This window comes from Micromonospora sp. ALFpr18c (assembly GCF_008868155.1).
Lineage (GTDB): Bacteria > Actinomycetota > Actinomycetes > Mycobacteriales > Micromonosporaceae > Micromonospora.
On record NZ_WBKR01000017.1, the window covers coordinates 1 to 23,737 of the forward strand.

The 23,737-nt window shown below is 70.6% G+C and carries 18 protein-coding genes and 2 pseudogenes; 15 read left to right on the forward strand and 5 right to left on the reverse strand.

Annotated elements, in window-relative coordinates:
- Nucleotides 1–126: 126 nt before the first annotated feature.
- A complete protein-coding gene (locus tag F8271_RS05670; RefSeq protein WP_151488590.1) occupies nucleotides 127–1,245 on the reverse strand; it encodes an LCP family protein in 1,119 nt (372 codons plus the stop codon).
- A 146-nt stretch (nucleotides 1,246–1,391) separates the two neighbouring features.
- On the opposite strand from F8271_RS05670, the gene F8271_RS05675 reads away from it, so the two are divergent.
- Together F8271_RS05675 and guaA are read left to right on the forward strand one after the other, a co-directional pair.
- Entirely contained in the window at nucleotides 1,392–3,089 is a 1,698-nt protein-coding gene (locus F8271_RS05675) for an FAD-dependent oxidoreductase (protein WP_151488591.1), read from the forward strand.
- Nucleotides 3,090–3,230: 141 nt separating this feature from the next.
- Nucleotides 3,231–4,787, forward strand: coding sequence for a glutamine-hydrolyzing GMP synthase (gene guaA / locus F8271_RS05680; RefSeq protein ID WP_151488592.1), 1,557 nt, complete (start codon nucleotides 3,231–3,233; stop codon nucleotides 4,785–4,787).
- Nucleotides 4,788–4,794: 7 nt separating this feature from the next.
- On the opposite strand, the gene F8271_RS05685 is transcribed toward guaA, so the two are convergent.
- Nucleotides 4,795–5,151, reverse strand: a complete 357-nt coding sequence (locus F8271_RS05685; RefSeq protein WP_151488593.1) for a PspC domain-containing protein — start codon at nucleotides 5,149–5,151, stop codon at nucleotides 4,795–4,797.
- Between the two features lie 143 nt (nucleotides 5,152–5,294).
- On the opposite strand from F8271_RS05685, the gene F8271_RS05690 reads away from it, so the two are divergent.
- The 3 genes from F8271_RS05690 (at nucleotide 5,295) to F8271_RS05700 (ending at nucleotide 8,552) form a co-directional block, all read left to right on the forward strand.
- Nucleotides 5,295–6,245, forward strand: coding sequence for an NUDIX hydrolase (locus tag F8271_RS05690; protein ID WP_151488594.1), 951 nt, complete (start codon nucleotides 5,295–5,297; stop codon nucleotides 6,243–6,245).
- Nucleotides 6,246–6,361: 116 nt separating this feature from the next.
- Entirely contained in the window at nucleotides 6,362–7,270 is a 909-nt protein-coding gene (locus F8271_RS05695; protein WP_151488595.1) for an NUDIX hydrolase, read from the forward strand.
- A 346-nt stretch (nucleotides 7,271–7,616) separates the two neighbouring features.
- The gene (locus F8271_RS05700) at nucleotides 7,617–8,552 is read left to right on the forward strand and encodes a phosphatidylcholine/phosphatidylserine synthase (RefSeq protein WP_151488596.1); all 936 of its coding nucleotides are present in this window, start codon (nucleotides 7,617–7,619) and stop codon (nucleotides 8,550–8,552) included.
- A gap of 58 nt (nucleotides 8,553–8,610) precedes the next feature.
- Here F8271_RS05700 and F8271_RS05705 read toward each other — a convergent pair whose 3' ends face one another.
- From F8271_RS05705 to F8271_RS05715, 3 genes and pseudogenes are all read right to left on the reverse strand, one after another.
- Nucleotides 8,611–9,864: a phosphatidylserine decarboxylase gene (locus F8271_RS05705; protein ID WP_151488597.1), complete on the reverse strand. Its 1,254-nt coding sequence runs from the start codon at nucleotides 9,862–9,864 to the stop codon at nucleotides 8,611–8,613.
- A 491-nt stretch (nucleotides 9,865–10,355) separates the two neighbouring features.
- Nucleotides 10,356–10,589, reverse strand: a pseudogene (locus tag F8271_RS34095) (hypothetical protein); the annotation flags it as partial.
- The gene (locus tag F8271_RS05715; RefSeq protein WP_151488598.1) at nucleotides 10,586–12,355 is read right to left on the reverse strand and encodes a PspC domain-containing protein; all 1,770 of its coding nucleotides are present in this window, start codon (nucleotides 12,353–12,355) and stop codon (nucleotides 10,586–10,588) included. The gene F8271_RS05715 and the pseudogene F8271_RS34095, both read right to left, overlap by 4 nt.
- Nucleotides 12,356–12,512: 157 nt before the next feature.
- On the opposite strand from F8271_RS05715, the gene F8271_RS05720 reads away from it, so the two are divergent.
- The 10 genes and pseudogenes from F8271_RS05720 to F8271_RS05765 all read left to right on the forward strand — a co-directional run bounded on the left by F8271_RS05720 (nucleotide 12,513) and on the right by F8271_RS05765 (nucleotide 23,728).
- Nucleotides 12,513–13,775 carry an ATP-binding protein gene (locus tag F8271_RS05720; RefSeq protein WP_151488599.1) on the forward strand — a complete coding sequence of 421 codons (1,263 nt, stop codon included), beginning with the start codon at nucleotides 12,513–12,515 and terminating at the stop codon, nucleotides 13,773–13,775.
- A gap of 2 nt (nucleotides 13,776–13,777) precedes the next feature.
- On the forward strand, nucleotides 13,778–14,464 hold the full coding sequence (locus F8271_RS05725) for a response regulator transcription factor (protein WP_151488632.1): 687 nt from the start codon (nucleotides 13,778–13,780) through the stop codon (nucleotides 14,462–14,464).
- Between the two features lie 86 nt (nucleotides 14,465–14,550).
- Nucleotides 14,551–14,808, forward strand: a pseudogene (locus F8271_RS05730) (transposase); the annotation flags it as partial.
- A 171-nt stretch (nucleotides 14,809–14,979) separates the two neighbouring features.
- Entirely contained in the window at nucleotides 14,980–16,236 is a 1,257-nt protein-coding gene (locus F8271_RS05735; protein ID WP_151488601.1) for an ammonium transporter, read from the forward strand.
- 56 nt (nucleotides 16,237–16,292) lie between these two features.
- Nucleotides 16,293–17,372 (forward strand): hypothetical protein, encoded by a 1,080-nt coding sequence (locus F8271_RS05740; protein WP_151488602.1) that lies wholly within the window; start codon nucleotides 16,293–16,295, stop codon nucleotides 17,370–17,372.
- Nucleotides 17,365–20,004, forward strand: a complete 2,640-nt coding sequence (locus tag F8271_RS05745; protein ID WP_151488603.1) for an ATP-binding protein — start codon at nucleotides 17,365–17,367, stop codon at nucleotides 20,002–20,004. Before F8271_RS05740 ends, F8271_RS05745 begins: the two co-directional genes overlap by 8 nt.
- Nucleotides 20,004–20,438 (forward strand): roadblock/LC7 domain-containing protein, encoded by a 435-nt coding sequence (locus F8271_RS05750; RefSeq protein ID WP_151488604.1) that lies wholly within the window; start codon nucleotides 20,004–20,006, stop codon nucleotides 20,436–20,438. Before F8271_RS05745 ends, F8271_RS05750 begins: the two co-directional genes overlap by 1 nt.
- 107 nt (nucleotides 20,439–20,545) lie before the next feature.
- The gene (locus tag F8271_RS05755) at nucleotides 20,546–20,827 is read left to right on the forward strand and encodes a DUF742 domain-containing protein (protein WP_255473645.1); all 282 of its coding nucleotides are present in this window, start codon (nucleotides 20,546–20,548) and stop codon (nucleotides 20,825–20,827) included.
- Nucleotides 20,828–20,861: 34 nt separating this feature from the next.
- Complete coding sequence (locus F8271_RS05760; protein WP_370461865.1) at nucleotides 20,862–21,425, forward strand: ATP/GTP-binding protein; 564 nt, start codon at nucleotides 20,862–20,864, stop codon at nucleotides 21,423–21,425.
- A gap of 662 nt (nucleotides 21,426–22,087) precedes the next feature.
- A complete protein-coding gene (locus tag F8271_RS05765) occupies nucleotides 22,088–23,728 on the forward strand; it encodes an ABC transporter substrate-binding protein (RefSeq protein ID WP_151488607.1) in 1,641 nt (546 codons plus the stop codon).
- Nucleotides 23,729–23,737: the final 9 nt, after the last annotated feature.

Below are 23,737 nucleotides of genomic sequence, written 5' to 3' on the forward strand. Positions count from 1 at the left end.
GGCACCCCTCGCCCGCCCGCGATCTTGCACTTTCTGCCCCGGCAAAAGGGGTGAGTGAGCGCAGATCAACGACCGAAAGTGCAAGATCGCGGGCGGGCGAGGGGTGCCCGGGTACGGGGTGCCGGGTTAGTTCTTGACGACCAGGTTGGGGTGGGCGGCCAGGTAGGCGTCGGCGCGGCCGGCGCGCAGCTCCGTGATGAACTTCCGGCCCTCGCTGGTGAGCTGTTCGCCCTGGTAGGCGCTGCCCTTGCCGACGCCGGAGCCGGGCAGGCCGACCAGCACGAACTTGTCCTCCGGCACCCCGCTCAGCGCGTACGCCAGGTCGACGATGCGGTTGCCGCCCACGTACACCAGGGTGTCGCCCAGCGCGGCGACCACCTGGTCCACCCGCTCCGGTTGCCGGGCCAGGCCCTCGTCCAGGATCTTGCGGGTCAGCGCGCGGATCAACTGCTGCTGGTGGCGCTGCCGGGCGTAGTCGCCGCCGGTGATGTAGCGCTGCCGCGCGTAGTCCAGCGCCTGCCAGCCGTTGAGATGCTGGGTGCCCTTCTCGTAGACCTTCTGCGGCCCGGTGTACCCGCCGGGCGCGCTGTCCCGGTATTTGCCGTCCGGCTTGCGGTGCAGTGACGCGACCCGCTGGTCGACGTAGATGTCCACCCCGCCGAGGGCGTTCACCAGCCGGTCGAAGCCGTTGAACGTGAGCACCGCGCCCGCGTCGATGCGCAGCCCGGTGTAGCCGCTGACGGTGCTGCGCAGCAGCTCGTACCCCTGGGCCGTGCTCGGTTGCTTGGGTTTGCCCGGCACCCGGCTGCCGAAGCTCATCGAGTGGGTGAGCTTGGTCTTGCCGCCCTTGTAGCCGGCCTTCGGGAACGCCGGAATGTCCACCAGCAGGTCGCGGGGGAGCGAGAAGAGGTACGCCCGGCCCAGCCCTTTTGGCACGTGCAGCACCAGCACGGCGTCGGAGTGCGGCTCCCAGCCGGGCACGCTGACCCGGGTGTCCACCCCGACCAGCAGCAGCGTCAGCGGGCCGGTGATGTTGGCGCCCGGCGGTGGACCGCTCGGGCTGGGAGTGGGCGTACCGAGCGGTGACGGGGTGGGTGAGCCGGCCACCGGGGCGCCACCGGGCTTGCTGTCGCCGGTGAGCCGGGTGACCACCACCGCCCCGGCGGCGATCAGCGCGACGGCGGCGAGGGCCACCAGGCCCAGCAGCAGCCACCGTCGGCGCGGTGCCATCGACCCGAGGATCATCTTGGATTCCTTCCACCCGTCTGGTGAACAACGCTCCGACGGGTACTCCGGGTTGCGGCCCGGAAAGCGCCAGGTCGGTTGGCCGGTGCATGATCGCGCGAAAACTGCCGCTGGCGCGAGCGCTACTGGCGAGTAATGATGCGTCCATGCGGTATGGCGTGGTCGTCATCGGGTCCGGCTTCGGTGGCAGCGTCACCGCGCTCCGGCTGGCCGAGAAGGGCTGGTCGGTCGGCGTTCTGGAGGCCGGCCGGCGGTTCGCCGACGACGAGTTCCCGCAGACGTCCTGGCGGGCCCGCCGGTTCCTGTGGGCGCCGAGGCTGGGTTGCTACGGCATCCAGCGGCTCACCCTGCTCCGCCCCGCCGACCGGCGATCCGGCGGTGGCCTGCTGGTGCTCTCCGGCGCGGGCGTGGGCGGCGGCTCGCTGGTCTACGCGAACACCCTCTACGAGCCGCTGCCGGCCTTCTACGCCGATCCGCAGTGGCGCGACATCACCGACTGGCGTGACGAACTGGCCCGTCACTACGACCAGGCGAAGCGGATGCTCGGCGTCACCACGTACCCGATGGACACCGGCGCGGACCGCGCCATGCGGGCGGTGGCCGAGCGGATGGGGGTGGGCCACACCTTCCATGCCACTCCGGTGGGCGTGCACATCGGCCGACCCGGCCAGCGGGTCGCCGACCCGTACTTCGGCGGCGCCGGCCCGGAACGCACTGGCTGCCTGCACTGCGGCTCGTGCATGACCGGCTGCCGGCACGGGGCGAAGAACACACTGGTCAAGAACTACCTCTGGCTCGCCGAACGGCAGGGTGCCAGGGTGCACCCGTTGACCACGGTGACCGCCGTGCGACCGGCCTCCGGCGGCGGGTACGAGGTGCACACCGTCCGCACCGGGGCGTGGCTGCGGCGCGAGCGGCAGGTGATCCACGCCGACCAGGTGGTCTTCGCCGCCGGCGCGCTCGGCACCCAACGACTGCTGCACGCGATGCGGGCCGAGGGCGCGCTGCCGGCGCTGTCGCCCCGCCTCGGCGAGCTGACCCGGACCAACTCGGAGGCCATCCTGGGCGCCTCGGTGCCGCGCCAGCGGGCCCGGGCCGACCGACTCGACTTCAGCGAGGGGGTGGCGATCACCAGCTCGTTCCACCCCGACGCGCAGACCCACATCGAGCCGGTCCGCTACGGGCGCGGCTCCAACGCGATGGGACTGCTCCAGTCGCTGCTCGTCGACGGTGGCCCGCACCGGGTGCGGCGATGGTTGGGCAGCATCGTGCGGCAACCGGGGCTGGCCGCCCGGATGCTGTCCGTGCGCGGCTGGTCGGAGCGGACGGTGATCGCCCTGGTGATGCAGTCGGTGGACAACTCGCTGACGACCCGGTGGCGGCGCGGCGCGTTCGGTCGTCGGCTGGTGACCGGCCCGGGTCACGGCGCGCCGAGCCCGACCTGGATCCCGGCCGGCAACACCGCGACCCGACTGCTCGCCGAGGAGATCGGTGGCACCCCCGGTGGCTCGCTCACCGAGCCGTTCGACATCCCGATGACCGCGCACATCCTGGGTGGGGCGGTGATCGGCGCCACCCCGGCCGACGGGGTGATCGACCCCTGGCACCGGGTGTACGGCCATCCGGGGCTGCACGTGGTGGACGGGGCCGCGGTCTCGGCGAACCTCGGCGTGAACCCGTCGTTGACGATCACCGCGCAGGCGGAACGGGCGATGTCCTTCTGGCCCAACCGGGGCGAAGAGGACCCGAGGCCACCCGTCGGAGCCCCGTACCGCCGTCTGCCACCCGTACCGCCGCACACCCCGGCGGTCCCGGCGGACGCCCCGGGCGCGCTGCGCGCCTGACCGGCGATCGCGCGGTGTCGGTAGTCGCCGGGTGGTATTTGTGGCTTTTGGCGGGACCGGAAGTGCGCGATCGCGGCGAGCGGGGTGCGGGCGGCGAGCCGGTCGTCGGGGCGGGGGTGATACTCGCTAGGATTTGTGCACATGAGCCTGCCTCGCCCCGTCCTTGTGGTGGACTTCGGAGCCCAGTACGCCCAGCTCATCGCGCGCCGGGTCCGGGAGGCGAAGGTCTACTCCGAGATCGTGCCGCACTCGATGCCGGTCGCCGAGATGCTGGCGAAGAACCCGGCCGCGATCATCCTCTCCGGCGGCCCGGCCAGCGTGTACGCGCCGGACGCCCCGCAGATCGACGCCGGCGTGTTCACGGCCGACGTGCCGGTCTTCGGCATCTGCTACGGCTTCCAGGCGATGGCCCAGGCGCTCGGCGGCACCGTCGCGCGGACGGGTAACCGCGAGTACGGCGGCACGCCGCTGCGCCCCCGCCTGCTCGCCCCGGGTGTGCTGCTCCGCGACCTCCCGGCGGACCTGCCGGTCTGGATGAGTCACGGTGACGCGGTCACCGAGGCGCCCGAGGGTTTCACGGTGACCGCCGAGTCGGCGGGCGCGCCGGTGGCGGCGTTCGAGGACCTGGCCGGGCGTCGGGCCGGCGTGCAGTTCCACCCGGAGGTCGGGCACACCCAGCACGGCCAGGAGATGCTGCAGCGCTTCCTGTACGACATCGCCGGCATCGAGCCGACCTGGACGCCCGCGAACATCATCGACGAGCAGGTCGCCCGGATCCGCGCCCAGGTCGGCGACAAGGAGGTCATCTGCGGCCTGTCCGGCGGGGTGGACTCGGCGGTCGCCGCGGCGCTGGTGCACAGGGCGGTCGGTGACCAGCTCACCTGCGTCTTCGTCGACCACGGCCTGCTGCGCGCGGGCGAGGCCGAGCAGGTCGAGAAGGACTACGTCGCGGCCACGGGCATCAAGCTGAAGGTGGTCGACGCGGCGGACCGGTTCCTCGGCGCGCTGGCCGAGGTGACCGACCCGGAGCAGAAGCGCAAGATCATCGGTCGGGAGTTCATCCGGGTCTTCGAGGCCGCGGCCCGCGAGATCGCCTCGCACGGTGACGTGGAGTTCCTCGTCCAGGGCACCCTCTACCCGGACGTGGTCGAGTCCGGCGGCGGCACCGGCACCGCCAACATCAAGAGCCACCACAACGTCGGCGGCCTGCCGGAGGACCTGAAGTTCGCGCTGGTCGAGCCGCTGCGCACGCTGTTCAAGGACGAGGTCCGGGCGCTCGGCCTGGAGCTGGGCCTGCCCGAGGCCATGGTCTGGCGGCACCCGTTCCCCGGCCCCGGCCTGGCCATCCGGATCATCGGCGCGGTCGACCGGGAGCGGCTCGACCTGCTGCGCCAGGCCGACCTGATCGCCCGCGAGGAGTTGACCGCCGCCGGCCTGGACCGGGGCGTCTGGCAGTTCCCGGTGGTGCTGCTGGCCGACGTGCGCAGCGTCGGCGTGCAGGGCGACGGGCGCAGCTACGGGCATCCCGTGGTGCTGCGCCCGGTCTCCAGCGAGGACGCGATGACCGCCGACTGGTCCCGGCTGCCCTACGAGGTGGTGGCCCGGATCTCCACCCGGATCACCAACGAGGTCGCCGAGGTCAACCGGGTGGTGCTGGACGTGACCAGCAAGCCGCCGGGCACCATCGAGTGGGAGTGAGTGCGCCTCACCCGGCCGGCGGCGCGCTGGGCGGGGTCGTCGGCGGGTAGGGCGGCGTCGGGGCGTACCCCGGTGCCGGTCCGCCGGGCGCGGGCCCGGCGGTGGGCTGCGGCGCGGCGCCCGCCGGGTGCGGCCAGGCCGGCGCGCCGGTGGGCTCCTCGGGCATCAGGAACCACATGATCGGGTACGCGAACAGGGCGAGCCCGCCGGTGAGCAGGCCGCCGACCGCGAAGACCACCCGGACCAGGGTGGGGTCGACGTCGAAGTAGCGGCCGAGGCCGCTGGCGACCCCCGCCACCATGCGGTCGGTGGTGGGTCGCCGGAGCTGCTTGTACGGGGCGTGGGGAGCGGCGGTGGTTGTCATGCCTCCACGGTCCGCGCCGGGGCCCGGCCTGTCCTCGGTGACTGCCCGGATCCTTACCCTGACCGATCCCTGATTGGGGCCAGACAGTCAGGAATCCGACTCTTTTCCGTTCCGGTAACCCGGCCCGGGGAGAATTTGCTCCCGTGACCACCTTGCTGGAGCCGCTCCGCAGGATCGCGGCATACGCAGTTTGTGCTGATTCAGACGGCCGAGTGTTGCTGGTCCGCGCATCGGAGCGCTCCGGCACACCCGGCACATGGTCGCTGCCCGGCGGGGCGGTCGACCACGGTGAGGACCCGAACCACACGGTGGTCCGGGAAACCGCCGCCGAGACGGGCCTCTCGGTTGCCGTCTCGGGCCTGGCCGACGTGCTCGCCGACATGCGGGCGCTGCCCGAGCGTGGCATCACCATCCACACCGACCGGCTGATCTACCGGGTCGGGGTGCGCGGCGGCACCCTCGCCGACCGGGTCGGCGAACGCCCCACCGACCTGGCCCGGTGGTACACGCTCGACGAGGCGCGCGAGTTGCCGCTGCGTTCGTTCACCGCGCGTGCTCTCGGTCTGCCCGCTTCCTCGGCCGACGTGGTGCCCGACGAAGCCCCCGAGTTCCCCTCCTTCTACGCGGTGCCCGGCCCCGACGGGCTGCACCGGGCGCAGCGCTTCGCCGCGTACGCGGTGTGCACCGACCCGGCCGGTCGGGTGCTGCTCACCCGCATCTCCGACGGCTACCCGGGTGCCGGCTGCTGGCACCTGCCCGGAGGCGGCACCGACTACGGCGAGCAGCCCGGCGCGGCACTCATCCGTGAGCTGGTGGAGGAGACCGGCCAGGCTGGCCGTCTCGTCGAGCTACTCGGAGTGGCCAGCCACCGCGACGCCGCCTCGCTCGGCCCGGAGGGCTACCCGATCGACTGGCACGGCGTACGCGCCTTCTACCGGGTGGTCGTGGACGATCCCAACCCGCTGACGATCGCCGACGTGGGCGGCTCGACCTGCGAGGCCCGCTGGTTCGCCCGCGAGGAGTTGGGCGCCCTGCCCACGGACCGCCTGACCGAGGTGACCGCCGAGGCAGTCCAAGCAGCCCAGCTCACCTAACCCCACACCCACCCCACCCCGACGCTCGCGGTCGATCATGAGGTTGACCGGGCGGTATGTCCGTCCCGGTGCCGCTAACCTCATGATCGATGAAGTCGGCGGGTGGAGGTGGTGGCGTGCGGGAGCGGCGGCGCGTCGGGGCGTACGGGATGCTGCGCGACGGGCGCGGGCGGGTGCTCTTGGCGCGCGGGTCGGAGACCTGCCCGTACCCGGGGGTGTGGCAGCTTCCCGGCGGCGGGGTCGAGCACGCCGAACACCCGGTCCGGGCCGCCCAGCGTGAGTTCGCCCGGGAGACCGGGCTGGCCGTCACGGTGGGCGCGATCCGGGCGGCGGTCGCCGACGTCGCCACGTACCCCGACGACGATGTCGCGGTGCACACCGACCGGCTGATCTTCGACGTCGAGGCGACGGGCGGTGACCTCCGGCCGGAGCCCGCCGGCGGCATCGCCGAGCTGGGCTGGTTCGGCCCGGACGAGGCGGCGGCCGTGCCGCTGATGCCGTTCACTGCCGAGCTGCTCGGGCTGCCGGTGTCGCCCCTGCCGGCCGGCCTGCCCCGGGCACTGCCACCCGACCCGGCACCGCACCCCGACCGCCGGCTGCGCTTCGGGGCGTACGGGCTGGTCACCGATCCGGGCGGGCGGTTCCTGCTCACCCAGATCGCGGACGGCTACCCGGGCGCCGGCAGGTGGCACCTCCCCGGCGGTGGTACCGACCACGGCGAACAGCCGACCACCGGGCTGCTGCGGGAGCTGGTCGAGGAGGGCGGGCAGCTGGGCCGGGTGGTGGAACTGCTCGGCGTCGACAACCTGCACAACCCCGCCGCGCTCGGCCCGGAGGGTCGCCCGCTGGACTGGCACGGCGTACGGGTGATCTATCGGGTGCTGGTGGACGTACCCACCGACGCGGTGGTCACCGAGTCCGCCGGTGGTTCGACGGCTCGGGCCGGCTGGTTCACCCGGTCCGAGACCGCTGACCTGCCGTTGACCGGCATCGCTGCCTCGGCAATCGGACAAGCGGGCGGATAGCACCCCGCTCGCTGAGCCGGAATGGTGACCCTCCGGTACAGTCAGTGGAGGGAATGGTGGAGGAAACGGGCGTTGAGGCCCGGGATGGGAATAAGAGAGCGGTTCGCGCGGTTTAAGCCAGTTATAAGTACCGCCGGCAGCTATCGCCAAGTCCTGTTCCCCTATGCGATGGTGTACTCCGCAAAAGGCTGCCGGGCCATCGAAGGGTCCGGCACGAGACAGCCGGACACCCGCCCCCGCGGCGGCCAGCCGATCCGGTGATGGAGGAAACGTGCCGAGAGCCCCATGGCGCCGGCGTCGTACGACTGACAGTCCGCGCCCCGCAGGGCGTCGCTGGGCGGGCCCGTTGCGCCGCAGCAGCACGTTCGCCCGCCAGGTGCTGCTGGTCCGAGTGGGTCGCCGTGACGACGACCTGCGGACCACCGACCTCGCGTTGCCCGAGCACCGGTACGCCGACCGGCAGCGCCGCCGCTACGGTCTGGACCGGCTCAGCCGGCCGCCGATCGACGCCACCCGGGCGGAGATCGAGGCGGTCATGCCGATCAGCCCGGCGTTGCCCATGGTGCACACCGACGAGGCCACGGCCGGGTCGATCCCCCTGCTCCCCGGCGAGCGCACGATGGCCCGCCGGATGAAGTTCGGCGTGGTCAACGCCTGCACCCTGGCGAGCCTGATGCTCGGCATGCTGGCCATCTTCCTGGCCATGCAGGGTGAGGTGCGCCTCGCCGCGCTCTGCCTGATCGCCTGCGTCGTCTTCGACGGGTTGGACGGCGCCCTGGCCCGCCGGCTCGGTGTGGCCAGCCCGTTCGGCGCGCAGATGGACTCGCTGGCCGACATGTGCTCGTTCGGCCTCGCCGCGCCGGTCGTGGTGTACGCCTCGCTCGCCGGCTCCGTCTCGACGGCGGCCGCCGCGGTGGCCTGCGCCCTGGTCGCGGCCTGTGCCGCGATCCGACTGGCCCGCTTCAACGTCTCACCGAAGGACGGCCGGTTCTTCTGCGGCGTGCCCACCACCATGGCGGCCGCGGTGCTCGCGGTGACCGTGGCGATCGGCCTGCCGGTGCCCGGCCCGGTGCTGGTGGCCGGCGTGGCGCTGCTCGCCTTCGCGATGGTCTCCAGCTTCCCGTACGCCAAGCTCGCCCGCCTGGTCAAGATGCCGCCGTGGCTGTGGCTGGCCCCGGTGATCGGCGCGCTCGTCGACGTCCGGCTCACGTTCGCCCTGATCGTGGTCGGCTACCTGGTCAGTGGGCCGGTGCTCTGGTTGCGGCAGCGTCGTACCGCCTGATCGAGACATGCAGAACGGGGCGCCGCGAACAGCGGCGCCCCGTTCTCGCTCTGCTGGGTCAGCGCCAGCGGGCGATGACCGTCGCCCCGCCGACGACCTTGTCGCCCGGACCGACGAGCGGGTCGGCGGCGTCGGCCGGCAGGTACACGTCGGTGCGCGAGCCGAACCGGATCAGACCGAAGCGTTCGCCCTTCGCCAACAGCGCGCCGATCGGCGCGCGCTGCACGATGCGGCGGGCGATCAGCCCGGTCCGCTGCGCGACCACCACCGTGCCGCGTGACGTGTCCAGCACGGTGTACGCGGCGACGTTGTGTTCGGCGTCCGGCTTCATCGCGTTGACGAAGCCGCCGTCGGCGACGAAGTAGTCCACCACCTTGCCGGCGACCGGTGACCGGTTGACGTGCACGTCCAACACCGACAAGAAGACCGCGACCCGCAACCACTCGCCGTCGCCGAAGCGCTCGTCGTGCAGTCGCTGCACCGACAGGACCTGTCCGTCGGCGCTGGCGACGATGGCGGTCGGGTCCTCCGGCACGTCCCGTTCCGGATCGCGGAAGAACGCGGCGACCGGGCCGGCGGCCAGTGCCGGCAGCAGCCACAGCTTCGATGACGGACGTGCCACCCGGGCCAGCGCGGCCAGGCCCAACGTGATGCCCGCCGCCGCCACCCCGTTGGAGTCGATGTGCATGCCGCGGGTCAGCTTCACGCTCGACGGCCGGTACGCCGGGGTCAACCGGTCCGCCGCGGCCGGTGCGGCCGGGGTGAACCGCAGCCGGTAGATCCGCAGCGGCGGTGAGTTGCGCAGGACCAGGTCGGCGCCGACGCCGTGCAGGGCGTCCTGCCGGGCCAGCTCGGCGGCGGCACCGGCCGTCCGGCCGGGAGTCGCGGTCGTGGCCACGCTCAACACCGCACCGTCGGTGAGGTACTTGACCAGCCCTTCGATGGCGCCGCGGGTCTCCTCGACGGTGCCGGCGAAAACCTCTCCGGCGATGACCACGGTGGCGGCCTCCGCCTCGGCGAGCGTGTCGACCACGCGGACCCGCTCGGAGACCCACCGGCCCTGGGCGGTGACGTGCTCGCGGAGCACGGTGGCGTCGGACGACTCGGCGGGCACCACGGTGAGCCGGTCACCGGGGAGCAGCGCCTCGATCGCCGCGGCCAGCACCGCGGACTCCGGGCTCGCGCCGACCAGCAGGGCGGCCTTGGGATCGTTGATCCGGGCCAGCTCGGTGACGAGCGTTCGGGCGGCTCGCTCGCCGATGCGGACCGGACCGGACCGACCGGTGGTACGCACGGCGGGGGACTGGGTCATGTCGGACGGGCTCCTGACGGGGTAGCGACGGGAATCGCGGCGGGACCGCCATGGCGGGTCGGGCCGGCCGGCGGAGGCGAGATCTCCATCAGCCAGCATATGCGCCTGCCCGCGCCGGCCGCACCGCCGTGGCGGTGGAGCGGGCCGACGCGGGCACCCCCGCTCGGTCAGGGTTGCGTGCGCCGCCCCTCCCGCTCGTCCGCCGGCCGGTCGTCGACGACCTCGACCGGTTGCTCGGCCCAGGTCGGCTCGTCGGCCCCGGAACGAGCCGGACCGGGCACCGGCGTGGTCTCCGGCTCCGCCGGCGGATGGGCCAGCCACGCCGGGTGGATCACCTCCGCGGTCGGCGCCTCCGGTGCCGGCGCGGTGTCCCAGGTGGAGCGGTCGGCCTCCCAGGACGGCAGCGGGACACCGGAGGTCGGAACGGTGACGGCCGGAAGTGGCGCGGTGTCACCGGGCACGGGCGCGGCGGCACCGGAAACCGGCGCGCTGGCACCGGACACGGGTGCGGTGGCCTGCACGGCCGGCTCCGGTTGGCTCGGCCGGCCCGAGCGCAGCGCACCGACCAGCCCGAACACCCCGATCAGGATCAGTGCGCCGGCCAGGAACCAGCCGACCGGCGGCAGTGCGAGCCCGAGCAGTTGAGCGAGCAGCCACCAGGCGGACAGCGCCAGGAACACCAGCCCGAAGGCGAACGACACCAGGTCGGTACGGTGAGCCTTCATCGGGTCACCTCCAGGTTTCCGGCATTGACGTGGATGTACAGGCGTAGCTTCCCGCCGCCGGGCCCGTCCGCGCCGAGGTCGGTGGACTCCCGCAGGCTGCCGTCCAGCCCCCCGGACCGGTTGCCGAACACGGTGGCGTCGCCCGCGTTGACGTCCGCCACCGTGGTGACGTCCACATTCGGCGGGACGACCACGGTCGCCTTGCCGAAGTTGATCGCCACGGTCACCTGGGTGTCCCGGTTCGCGAAGTCGATCCCCCGCAGGTCGAGCACGGCGTCACCGAAGCTGTTCTCGTACCGGTCGGCGAGATCGCGATAGTCGGTGGGTGCCCAGGTGACCGCGCCGTCGACCCCGCGGATCCGGTCGTAGGACTCGGCGACCGTCGCCGTGCCCAGCGCGGCGGCGGTCACCAGGCCGAGCGCGATCAGCCAGCGGGCACGGCCGAACCAGGTGCCGACCAGCAGGCCGAGCCCGATGGTGGCCAGCGCTGCCGCGAAGTACGCCGACGCGCCGATGTTGAAGACGTCGAGCAGGTCGAGCAGGGCGACCAGACCGAGGGCCAGGAAGATCAGGGAGAACGTCACCGAGCCGAGGGGCGATCGCTCCTTCGGCCGCTTTGGCGGCTTCGGTGGCTTGGGCGGCGGGTACGCGGCCGGAGCCGGAGACGCGTACGGGCCGTGCGGGGCGAACGGAGGGCGGTAGCCGCCCGGAGCCGCCGGGGTCGGGTAGCCGGCGGGGGCGCCGGTGGCGGGCACGCCGGTCACCGGCGCCGCCGGCCAGCCTTCGCTGGGCGTGCCGGTGGTCGGCCAACCGGGCGCGGGCGCCGGCCAGCCCGGCTGCGGCGGGGAGGTCGTGCCGGCCGGCTGCCCGGAGGTCGACCCCACCCCGGAGACCGGTCGTGCGTCGGCCACCGGCTGGGCGCGGTACGCCGGGGCGGGGGGTGCCGCCGTCACGTACGCCGGGTCGCCGCCGACCGGCGGTGCCGTCGCCGGTGGGCCGGCGGGCGGTACGGTGCCGGGCGCCGGGGCCGGCCAGGTGACCGGCGGGACCGGGCCGGGTGGTGTACCGGCCGGTGCCGGACCGCCGGGTGTGCCGAGCTGCGGCCCTCGGCTGTCCCGGTTGAGCAGCAGCGCGCCACCGATCAGGATGGCCGCGCCGAGCAACACCGCGCGGAAGGCGTCGGTGACGATGTAACCGAAACTGGCCGCGACCAGGATGCCCAGGATGATCACGGTCACCGGCGACATGCTGGACCGACCGCGCCCGAGCATCGACTCCACCGGCGACGCCGTGTCGCCCTCGTTCGGGATGATCAGCCACGCGGCGACGTACACCAGGATGCCGATGCCGCCGAAGAACCCGAGCACCGCGAGCAGCACCCGCCACAGCACCGGATCGGTGTTGGTGGCCCGTCCGATCGCCGCGCAGACCCCGGCGAGGTAGCGCCCTTCACGCGGGCGGACCAACCCGTACCGCGAGGTGAAGCCGGCGCCGCCCAGCGGCGGTGGCGTGCCCGGACCGGGCGGTGTGCCAGCGGCCCCGGCCGCCCCGTGGCGGGCGTCCGGCCCGTAGCCGGTGCCGGGCGGGTAGCCCGCGCCGCCGCTGCCGGGATCGCCCGGTGTCGGGGCGGCGGTCGGACCGGCGCTGGGCGGGCCGAACGTGGTGGGCTCGGCCCAGCCGGACGGTGTCGCGGCTGGTGGGGGCGGTGATGAACCGCCCGGCTGTGCCGATCCCGGGCGGGGCGGCGGGGCAGCTTCCTCGGTCATACGTCGATACTGCTGCCCGGTCCGCCCGAGCGACCTCAGGACCCGACCCTGACCCCACCCTGAGATATCGGCGGCCGGAATGTCGGGGGCGTCCCCGTGGTCGTGGCCGCCGCGGCGTGTGACGATCGGACTCACCGAACCCGACCAGTCCACCACCGTGACCAGGGAGCCCGCGATCAGCACCGTCACACCGCCCCCGCGCCTGTACCGCGCCCCCGAGCATCGGATGGCCGCCGGCGTCGCCGCCGGCATCGCCGACCACCTCGGCATCTCGGTGCTGCGCGTCCGGGTCGCGTTCATGGTGCTGCTCGGCCTGAGCGGCTTGGGCCTGCTGCTCTACGCGGCCTTCTGGGCGGTGGTGCCGCTGCGACCCGGTGACACCGCCGTCCCGCCCCGGCGGGACGTGGCCCAGCTCCTGCCGTTCGTGGGGATCGGGCTGGGTGTCCTGCTGATCCAGGTGATGGTGTTCGACTCGGTCGGTGCGGCGGGCACCGCCGGCTGGCTGGTGGCCATCATCGCGGTCGGCGCCGGGGTCATCTGGCACCAGTCCGCTCCCGAGCGGCGTCGACGCTGGGGCGACGCACCGGTGCCCTGGCTCGGCGCGGTCGTCGAGGAGAGCGACCGGCGGGCCTTCGTCCTCCGGTTCATCGGCGGCGGGGTCCTGGTCGCGGTCGGCATCATCGGTGTGGCGGCCGTCTACTCGCCAGCCCAGAACTTCGACGCGGTGATCAACGGCGTGATCTTCGCGCTGGTGGGGCTGGCCGGTGTCGGCGTGGTCGCCGCACCGGTGCTGTGGCGGACGTACAGCCAGCTCCGCTCCGAGCGGGAGGGACGGATCCGCGAGCAGGAGCGGGCCGAGCTGGCCGCGATGGTGCACGACCAGGTGCTGCACACGTTGGCCCTGATCCAGCGCAACGCCACGGACGTCAAGACGGTCCAGCGGCTGGCGCGGGGGCAGGAACGGTCGCTGCGCAACTGGCTCTACAAGCCCACCGCGTCGCCGCACGAACGGTTCGCCGCGGCCCTGGAGCAGGCGGCCGCCGAGGTCGAGGACACGTTCGCGATCACCGTGGAGGCGGTGGTGGTGGGCGACCGGGAGACCGACGAGAAGGTCGGTGCGCTGGTCGCCGCCGCGCGGGAGGCGTTGGTGAACGCGGCCCGGCACGCCGAGGTGCAGACCGTGTCGCTCTACGCCGAGGTGGAGCCGGATCAGGTCAGTGTCTTCGTCCGGGACCGGGGGAAGGGCTTCGATCCGGATACCGTGGAGGACCACCGGCACGGCGTACGCGGCTCGATCATCGGGCGGATGAAGCGGCACGGCGGACGGGCCGAGATCCGGTCCGGACCGGGGGAGGGGACCGAGGTCCGGTTGATCCTGCCGATCTCCCGGGACTCGTCCGCAGCGGAGAGGAACAGATGAGCATGCCCGAGCAGTCGACGGAGCACCTCGACCCGGCGGACGCCCGCCCCGGGCGGCTGCGGGTGTTCCTGGTGGACGACCACGCGATGTTCCGAGCAGGCGTACGCGCGGAGTTGGGTGCCCACGTCGAGGTGGTGGGTGAGGCGAGCACCGTGGCTGAGGCGGTGACCCGGATCGCGGCTACCGGCCCGGACGTGGTGCTGCTCGACGTGCACATGCCCGACGGTGGCGGACGCGCGGTGCTGGAGGCGATGCGGCGCAGCCATCCGCAGGTCAAGTTCCTGGCGCTGAGCGTCTCCGACGCGGCCGAGGACGTGATCGGGCTGATCCGTGCCGGTGCCCGGGGGTACGTGACCAAGACGATCTCGCCGGACGAGCTGGCGGCGGCGATCCGCCGGGTCGCCGACGGTGACGCGGTGTTCAGTCCGCGGCTGGCCGGGTTCGTGCTGGACGCCTTCGCGGCCCGACCGGACGCGCCGGTGGCCGACCCGGAGCTGGACCAGCTCACCAACCGTGAGCGGGAGGTGCTGCGACTGCTTGCCCGGGGGTACGCGTACAAGGAGATCGCGAAGGAGCTGTTCATCTCCATCAAGACGGTGGAGACGCACGTGTCTAACGTGCTGCGCAAGCTCCAGATGTCCAACCGCTACGAGCTGTCCCGCTGGGCCGCGGACCGTCGGCTGGTGTGATCTATTCCTCCTCCCCGGCGATTGGGGCAGATGCGGCGGATGCCGCTGCCCGGTGATCCTGCTGCCGGACTCGGTCAGGCGGCGAGGGCCGGAGGTATCCGTCGATCATCCGGTTGTGGGAGCAGGCGCACGGCAGAGTTCGTGCCGTTCCTGGCTTTTGACGCCGAGATCCGTACCGTCATCTGCTCCACCAACGCCATCGAGTCCGTTATCGCCCGGATCCGCCGAGCTATCCGTGCCCGCGGCTACAACCGCAACCGAAGGTGCCGCCCTAAAGGGCGGCTACCGCCCGGTGAGGGGCCTCGACCTGACCAGGCAAGCCCGCCGGCCGGTGGACCATACGCTGAGTGCCTTCGAGATGTCCTTCGAAGGCCGCCTGACCGCAGGCCGCTGGTAACCCTCAACAACTAGAGTCGCACCGTTCTCGGTTCAGTTGACAGACCCTTGAACCAAAACCGATTCTAGGCCGTTGTGCGGACAAGGCGATCTTGCTCTGCGGGTGGAGGAGAGTACGGATGAGTCAAGCGGGCCTTGACGGTGGAGCAACTGCCTGGGTTTTGGTTTCGGCCGCCTTGGTGCTGCTGATGACGCCGGGAGTGGCCTTCTTCTACGGCGGCATGGTTCGCGCCTCGAACGTCGCCGGTACGGTGATGCAGAGCATGATGACGATCGGCGTTGTGACGGTCCTGTGGTTACTGCTCGGCTACTCCCTGGCGTTCGGGCCCGGCAACTCATTCGTCGGTGGGTGGTCGTTCGCCGGGCTGACCGATCTCGCGGCCGCAGTGCCGGGGATCGACCTCGCCGGGGTGCCGTCGATGGCCTTTGTGCTGTTCCAGATGATGTTCGCGGTGATCACACCGGCTCTGATCACCGGGGCTGGGGCGGAACGCTGGCGCTTCAGCGCCTCGATGCTCTTCATCGCGCTCTGGTCTCTGTTGGTCTACGCGCCCGTGGCGCACTGGCTGTTCTCGCCGCTTGGTTGGGCGCACCAGCTCGGCGCGCTTGACTTCGCCGGTGGAGCTGTGGTTCACGCGAACGCCGGAGCGGCGGCGCTTGTCGTCGCCGCTCGTCTGGGCCGTCGGGCCCGTGCGGAGCACCGTCCGCACAATTTGCCGTTGATGCTGCTCGGTACGGCGCTGCTCTGGGTCGGCTGGTTCGGATTCAACGGTGGTTCGGCGCTCAGCGCCAATGGCCTGGCTGTGCTTGCCGTCATCAACACGCAGGCAGCCGCAGCAGCGGCGATGATCGCTTGGGCGGCTGCGGAGCGACTTCGGTTCGGTAAGCCCACAACGCTGGGTGCCGCGTCTGGGGCGGTGGCCGGCCTGGTCGCGATCACCCCGGCGGCCGGGTACGTCACGCCGTCGAGTGCGCTGTTGATCGGTCTCGCCGCAGGCGTGTTGTGCCACTTCGCGGTCGGGCTCAAGGTGCTGCTCCGACTTGACGACGCGCTCGACGTTGCCGCCGTCCATCTCGGCGGTGGGTTGATCGGCGCGCTCTCGGTCGGCCTCTTCGCCACCGCCTCGGTCAATCCTGGAATCGCGAATGGCCTGTTCTATGGCGGAGGATACCGACTGCTCGGCGTTCAGGCGTTGAGCGTCTGCGCTGTGGTGGTGTACTCCGCATTGGTCTCCCTGATCATCATGAGCCTCGTGTCGCGGATTCGTGGCAATCGGGTCAGTGGCCGTGCCGAGAGTGTCGGAGCTGACCTGGCGGAGCATGGCGAGACCGCGTACGAGTTCCCGTCGACACCGCAGCCGGCGGCCCGGTCGTGACCAGTCCAACATCGGCCCTCCGCCGGCGCGGACCTTGGATCGCAGTCGCGTTGCTGTTGATCATCGCGCTCTCCGCGGTGCACGTGATGCTTGCCGTGCAGTCACGTAGCCGCATTGATTCCGACGTCGCTCAGGTCACCAGTGCACAGCAGGGGGTGCGCTACCTGCGGGCGACCATCGACCTGCTCAGCGAGTTGACCCGGCTCAGGGCGCAAGCGGTGCGCAACACTCCAGCCAACCCGGGCGCACTGCAACGGGTGGTCACCGAGCTCGATGCCCTCGACGGACGCGAGGGCGAGGAGCTTGGCCTCGGCCCGCGCTGGTCCGGCCTACGCCCGAAGGTCGGGCAGCTCATCGACGACATGCCGACCGGGCGTCAGGCGCTCGACCGGTACGGCGAGGTGCTCACTCTTGCGGTGGATATGGCCGCTAAGGTGGTGCGTCTCGCGCACCTGACCAGCAGTGCGGACAGCTACGTCAACTACCTCGCCGATGCGAGCTTCGTTCAGTTGCCCATCGTGCTGATCGGCGCGAATCTGGTTGCTGACCAGACGTACCTCGGCGGCGGGTCTGGGTCGGCCGCACTCGTCATCGCGGTGACCCGCGCGCAGGTGGCGGCTGCGGCGGCCGCGATCGACGCAGGCCTGCGTGACGCGACCGGAGCCGCCGGCCACGCCGCGCTGGTCGAGCCCCTCGACTCGTTCCGCGACACGGTCAGCCGGTTCGGCGACACTGCGCCGGCCGGCACTGCTGGTACGAGGGCAACCGCCGCCAACGCCGTCCTGGTGCAGGACGCGAGTCTGGCCGTGGCCGACGCGATGTCCAAGCAGTTGGACCGGCTACTCAAGGATCGCGTCCGGACCCTCGACAGGCTCCGGCAACAGCAGATCGCCTTGGTGATCGGCGGGGTATTGGTCGGTCTGCTGCTGCTCTGGTGGGCGATGCCGGGTCGTGAACGGGAGTCGGCCGACGACCGGGACGATGAGGTTGGGGCGGATCCGACTGCCGATATCGCGGCCGTGTCCGTCGCGATGCCCGAGGTTGATGCTCGGGACCTACTCGCGGCCGAAGAATTGCTTCGGGTCGGGCGCGGCGTACGGCCTCGATCGGGTGACGACGAGCTGACAGATGCTTAGCGGACTGCGCGTCGCGCAGCGACTCAGCCTGCTGTCGCTGCTGTCGGTGGCCGTGGCGCTGTGCGCCACGATACCGCTCGTCGCACGCGGGATCGACCAGGCGCGTTCGGCCACGGTCGTCGCGAACAGTGCAGAGGATGCGCGCTCGGTTAGCCGGGTGATCCGGGACCTACAGCGAGAGCGCCTACTCGTCGTGGGTCGGCTCGGCGGAGCGCCGGTCAGTCACGACGCGCTTCTTGTTCAAATGCAGCAGGTGGACGACAGTTGGGAGAGCGCGGCGCGCGCGCTGCCGTCGACCAGTGCCGCCGAGCTCCGCATGGCGCTGGGCCATCCAGAGCACTTGCGAGAGCTTCGTGCCCGGGTGTTGGGGGACGCCCGCACGGCGGCGCAGTTCGCCCACAGCTACGACGAGCTGATCCGGGAACTGCTCGATGGCTTACGTCTGGCCGGCTCAGCAGGTGTTGACGCGCCGGGACTGCGACAGATGGCGTCGGTGGACGCCCTGCTGCGACTGAACGAGGTAACCAGCCAGAGCCTCACTGCGGTGCTCCTCGAGCCGGTGGACCCAAACGCAGCCCAACAACTGGCGGTCACGGCGGAGTCTGCGGCCGTGATATACCGGGAGACTTTCAGACAAGAGGGTGACGCGCACCACGAGGCATTGATCGCGGCAGCGGATGCGGGGCCGACATCCGGGCGGGCAAGAGCGGCGGTGGCCGCCGTGACGAGCCGCCGCGGGCCAGCCCGGACCCTGCCGATTAGTCGACTGATGTCGATGATGGAGGGGGCGCTTGCAACGAGGCAGGAAGTCCAGGACGAGATCACGCGCGATATCACGCAGCGAGCGGTGAACGCCGCGGTCGCTGGCCGTCGCGCCGCCTCCCTGGAGACCGGAGTGTTGGTGGCGCTGCTGGCCGCGATCTGCCTCTTCGCCGCTGCGATTAACAGGTCCGTGGCACGGCCCCTGAAGCGAATGGCGCGCGCGGCCAACGCGGTAGCGGACCTCGCCACCCGCGAAATGAATCGGATCAACGAGCTTGAGTTCGACGACGAGGAATTTCAACCGAAGTTCGCGGCCGTCATGCTGCGGTCGGCTGACGAGATTGGCGAACTGGCATCGGCGATCAACCGTGTTCAGGCGACTGCGGCGCTGCTGCTGCAACAACAGGCACTCAACCGGCGCAACGTCTCCGTGATGTTCGGTAACATCGCGAACCGCACCCGTAGTCTGGTCGAGCGGCAGGTTGCTCGTATCGACCAGTTGGAGCGCGACGAGTCCAATGAAGAGCGGCTGGCCCAGCTGTACCAGTTGGATCATCTGACCAGCCGCCTCCGGCGGGGGACCGAGAGTCTGCTGGCGATTGCCGGTCGGCGGGACGAGGAGCAGTTGCGCGCGCATGCCCCCACACCGCTGATCGATGTGATCCGTTCCGCGATCGGCGAGATCGAGCGCTACCAGAACGTCCACGTGAATTCCGTGGCCAACACAACGGTGGCGGCGGGCGTCGTAGCCGACCTGACCCTGATCCTTGCCGAGGTGCTGGAGAACGCCACGTCGTTCTCGCCGCCGTCCGCGCCGGTCGACGTTTCGGCAAGTCTGGGTTCAGACTGCCTGATCCGCGTCGTCGACTCCGGCATCGGCATGAAGCCGGACCGAATCGTCGAGGAGAATCGCCGCCTTGTCTCTGCGGGACGCCCTGACGTCGCGCCGACCAACATGCTCGGACTGATCGTCGTGGGACGGCTGGCCCGCAGGCACGGAATGACGGTACGACTGCTGCCATCGCCGGTCGCCGGGGTGACCGTCGAGATCACGGTTCCGCGGCATTTGCTGCTGCTGATGGGTGTCGATCAACCGGCGGTCCGGCCGCAAGGATGGACTCAGCCCATGCCGGCGCGGCCGAAAGTCGGCCGGGCAGCGGCGAAGGCCGGCACCGGCAGCGCATCCGCCGTAGGTCTGGCACCGTCGTCCCCGCCGCTGACCGGGGCGCTCGGCAAGAATGTCTTCAACTGGTGGAGCGGGCGGTTGGACGGCGCTCAGGAGATACCCCACCATCACGATCCTCTGCCAACTGTCCCGAGGGGGAACCAGCCCGACGCGACGTCGCCCCGGACGGCAGCGGAATCGGTAGCCACGGAAACCCGCGCTGGGCTGCGGCGACGCCGTCCAGGACTGAGCCAGACGTCGCTGGGCTGGGATGACCCCGGACCTCTGCCGTATCCGCCGCGACGTCCCGACGTGGAGCGCGCCGAGCTGGACGAGATGGTCCGTGCGGAGGCCCAAGCTGAGGGCGCGGTCGGGTCTGCGGCTCGTCGGCCAGGCCGGGATGCGCAACCGTCAGCCGGGCCGGCTCCGGGCGTCGGGGCATTGCCGCCGCGCGTTGCTCCCTCGCCGACGGCTCGCGGGACCGCTCAGCTCAGCGCCAGCGGGCTGGAACGGCGCCGTCCGGGAGAGCATCTCGACGTGCAGTTGGCCGAGGAACTCGCCGCTCGCGCGCGGTACCGGGCGGCTCCGCCGCCCGCTGGAGGCGCAAGTACCCTGCGTGATCCCGAAGCCGAACGGGCAGCACTCGACGACTTTCACGAGGGGCTCGCTCGGGCGGCGGCCCTTCACAATGACCGGAGCCGATAATGACCGTACCCGCTTACCAGACAAGCAACGAGGCGCAGCAGTTCAACTGGCTGCTCGAAAGGTTCGCCAGCGAGACCGCAGGCGTCCTGGAGGCGATTGCTGTCTCCTCCGACGGACTGCTCGTGGCGCTCTCCTCCACCCTCTCCCGCACAGACGCTGATCGTCTCGCGGCCATCACCTCGGCTCTCGCGAGCCTGGCGAGCGGCGCTTCACGTGTGTACGACCTCGGTGCCACGAACAAGGTCATCATCGACCTGCAGCGGGGCTATCTGCTAGTCAGCGCCATCAGCCCGGGTTGTTCACTCGGAGTGCTCGCACAAAAGGACGCCAGCCTGGGCAACCTCGCCTATGAGATGGCGGTCTTTGCCAACCATGCCGGCCCAGTACTCACGCCGCAGCTTATTGACGAACTGAAGCTGACGGTCCGGGCCTGACCGGGATGGTCGCAGACGGGGTTAACGAAACAGTCGGCGGACATCATCGCCGAGTGTCCCGGGTACGGCCTTATCTGCTGACCGGTGGGCGGGTACGCCCCATCGGGATGAAGTTGAACATGGCGGCGCAAGTGGTGGCGACACGGGATGGCCTGGACTCGACGTCTCGCCTGCACTACGAGCATCGTGACATCGTCGAGTTCTGCAGGGAGTGGGTTGCGATCGCGGAGATATCGGCCCACGTCGGGCTGCATCTCGGAGTCACCCGAGTGCTGGTCGCCGATTTAATTGCGTTGAACTTTCTCACCACCCGCGGATTGCACCTGCCCGAGGACCGGCAGAGGCAGATCATCGAGAGGGTTATCCGTGGACTCACTGCCATTCGCTGACGCGGCTCCCGACCAGGGCCGGCCGCCTGTACCGGTGAAAATCGTCATCGCCGGTGGTTTCGGAGTAGGCAAGACCACTGCGGTCTCCCAGATCTCCGAAGTTCCCGTACTGACCACCGAGGCACCGATCACCGAGGTCGCGGCTGCATTCGACCGTGCCGAGGAGGTGCCGAGTAAGACGACCACGACGGTTGCACTCGACTTCGGTCGCATCACCATCGACGACGAGATCAAGCTCTATCTCTTCGGTACGCCGGGCCAGGACCGCTTCGGATTCATGTGGCGGGATCTGACGGAGGGGGCGCTCGGTGCGTTGGTGATTGTGGATGCGCGTCGCCTCGATGACTGTTATCCGGCGGTCGACTACTTCGAGCGGACCGGCATTCCTTTCGGGGTGGCGGTCAACCTGTTCGACGGCTTGCTGACCCATGATCTTGACGATGTCCGGTGGGCGTTGGCGATCTCCGACGACACACCACTGATCACCTTCGATGCCCGCGACCGGGGCTCGGTGCTGGATGCGTTGTTGGTGGTTCTGCGCCGCAGTCTGACGATGCCGCGACGGGCCGGCCCGCCAACCGATGTGACTGGTTCATGAGTCACGGCCGGGGCTCAGTACCCCAACGTCAGTTCGCCTGTCTGCACTGGTAGTGGCTCGTCGGGTTCGGGCTTGGGCTGTTCGTCGCCAGATCGACCGGTGCAGGGTTTGCGCGGGTGGGAGCGTCACGGCGAGGAAGACGGCGGTGAGGAGTCGGCCCCGGCCCCGCTTCGCGCGGTGTCGGGGCCGGCTGCGCTCCGCCAGCGCCGAGGGAGAGTGCGGACAAGCTCACGCAACGCAATTCCCCGCCGAGCGTCGCGGCCGGCTTGGCTACCTATTTCCTGCTCGGAGCTGCCCGTCCCGACCGCTTTATGATCATTTTTCAAGTATCGGCAACGTGGCGGGCAACTAACGGCTTGATAACGGCACCTTCACGGCAGCGGCCAGTGGGTGTCACAGTGGCAGCACTTCACCCTTGGTGTGTGGCACTCCGTACGGCCCACGACCACGACCCTCGCTGTTTTGACGGCGGTTCGTGGCCGTGTCGCCCGCGTAGGGTCACGCCCCGGCGGGTGGGGAGCCCGGCGGATCGGAACATCAGGGGTGTCTCCAACTTCCCTGTGATCCCGACGACCCGCGCCCCGGGGTGGTCGGGCGGTGTCACCCCCAAACGTGCGTGAAACCCACGACGGAACCTGGTTAGAAAGAGGAGGCCCCTCGGAATGAGAGTCTCGAAGCGGGCGACGAGCGCGATCGCGCTCAGCGCGGCTGCCGCGCTTGTCGCGAGCGGTTGCTCGAGCGGTGACGGTGACGGCAACGCCGCCGCCAGCAAGGACGGCGCGATCGTCATCCACGGTGTCCAGCCGGAGAACCCGCTGGTCCCGTCGAACACCACGGAGACCGGCGGCGGCAAGGTCATCGACTGGCTGTTCACCGGCCTGGTCGAGTACCCGAACGACGGTGGGGCCCCGCGCAACGCGCTGGCCGAGTCCATCGACTCCAAGGACTCCAAGGTCTTCACGATCAAGATCAAGAAGGGTACCAAGTTCCACGACGGTACCGAGGTGAAGGCGAAGAACTTCATCGACGCCTGGAACTGGGCCGCGTACTCGCCGAACGGCGCGCAGAACGGCACGTTCTTCTCGGACATCGCCGGCTTCGACAAGACCTACACCGAGGACCCGGACGGCGCGGACGGCCCGCAGAAGGCCCCGCCGCCCACGGCCAAGGAGCTGTCCGGCCTGAAGGTCATCGACGAGCAGACCTTCGAGGTCACTCTGGCGGCCCCCACGGCGGTCTTCCCGACCAAGCTCGGCTACAGCGCCTTCATGCCGCTGCCGGACGCCTTCTTCACCATGAAGCCCGAGGAGTTCGGCAAGAAGCCGATCGGCAACGGCCCGGTGAAGTTCGTGTCGTGGGAGGACAACGTCCTCATCAAGCTGACGCGCTTCGACGACTACAACCTGCGCGACAAGATGAAGATCAAGGACGTCGACGTCAAGCTGTACCAGGACGAGACGGCGGCCTACAACGACCTGCTGGCCAACAACCTCGACTTCATGGAGACGGTCCCCACCTCGGCCCTCGCCGGTGACAAGTGGAAGACCGACCTCGGTGACCGTGGGCTGTCGACCACCACGCCGTCGACCGCGCTGATCGCCTTCCCGATCTACGACAAGCGCTTCCAGAACCCGAAGCTGCGTCGGGCCGTGTCGCTGTCGATCAACCGGCAGGAGATCTCGGACAAGATCTTCTTCGGTACCCGCAAGCCGGCCGACAGCTGGGCGAACCCGCTGACCCCGGGCGCCAAGCCGGGCAACTGCACCGCCTGCAAGTTCGACCCGACCACGGCCAAGCAGCTGCTGACCGAGGCCGGCGGCTTCACCGGCGAGATGGTCTTCTACTACAACGCCGACTCCAGCCACAAGGACTGGATGGACGCCGTTGCGCAGCAGGTCAAGACCAACCTCGGCATCGAGGCTCGCGCCGAGGGCGTCCCGACCTTCGCGGTCTTCCGCCAGAACATCAACGCGCACAAGATGACCGGCCCGTACCGTGCCGCCTGGCAGCAGGACTACCCGGACGTGGAGAACTGGGTCAACCCGCTCTACGTCAAGGGTGGCTCCTCCAACGACGGCCTGTACAGCAACCCGCAGGTCGACGCCCTGGCCAAGCAGGCCAGCGCCGCGCCGAGCCTGGAAGCCTCGCACGAGGCGTTCTCCAAGGCCGTCGAGCTGGTCGACCAGGACGTCCCGAGCATCCCGATCTACTTCTACGGCCAGCAGTCCGGCCACTCGGAGAAGATCAAGAAGCTCGAGCTGAACAACGTCGGCGAACTCGACATCACCTCGGTCGAGCTCTGATCCGAACGG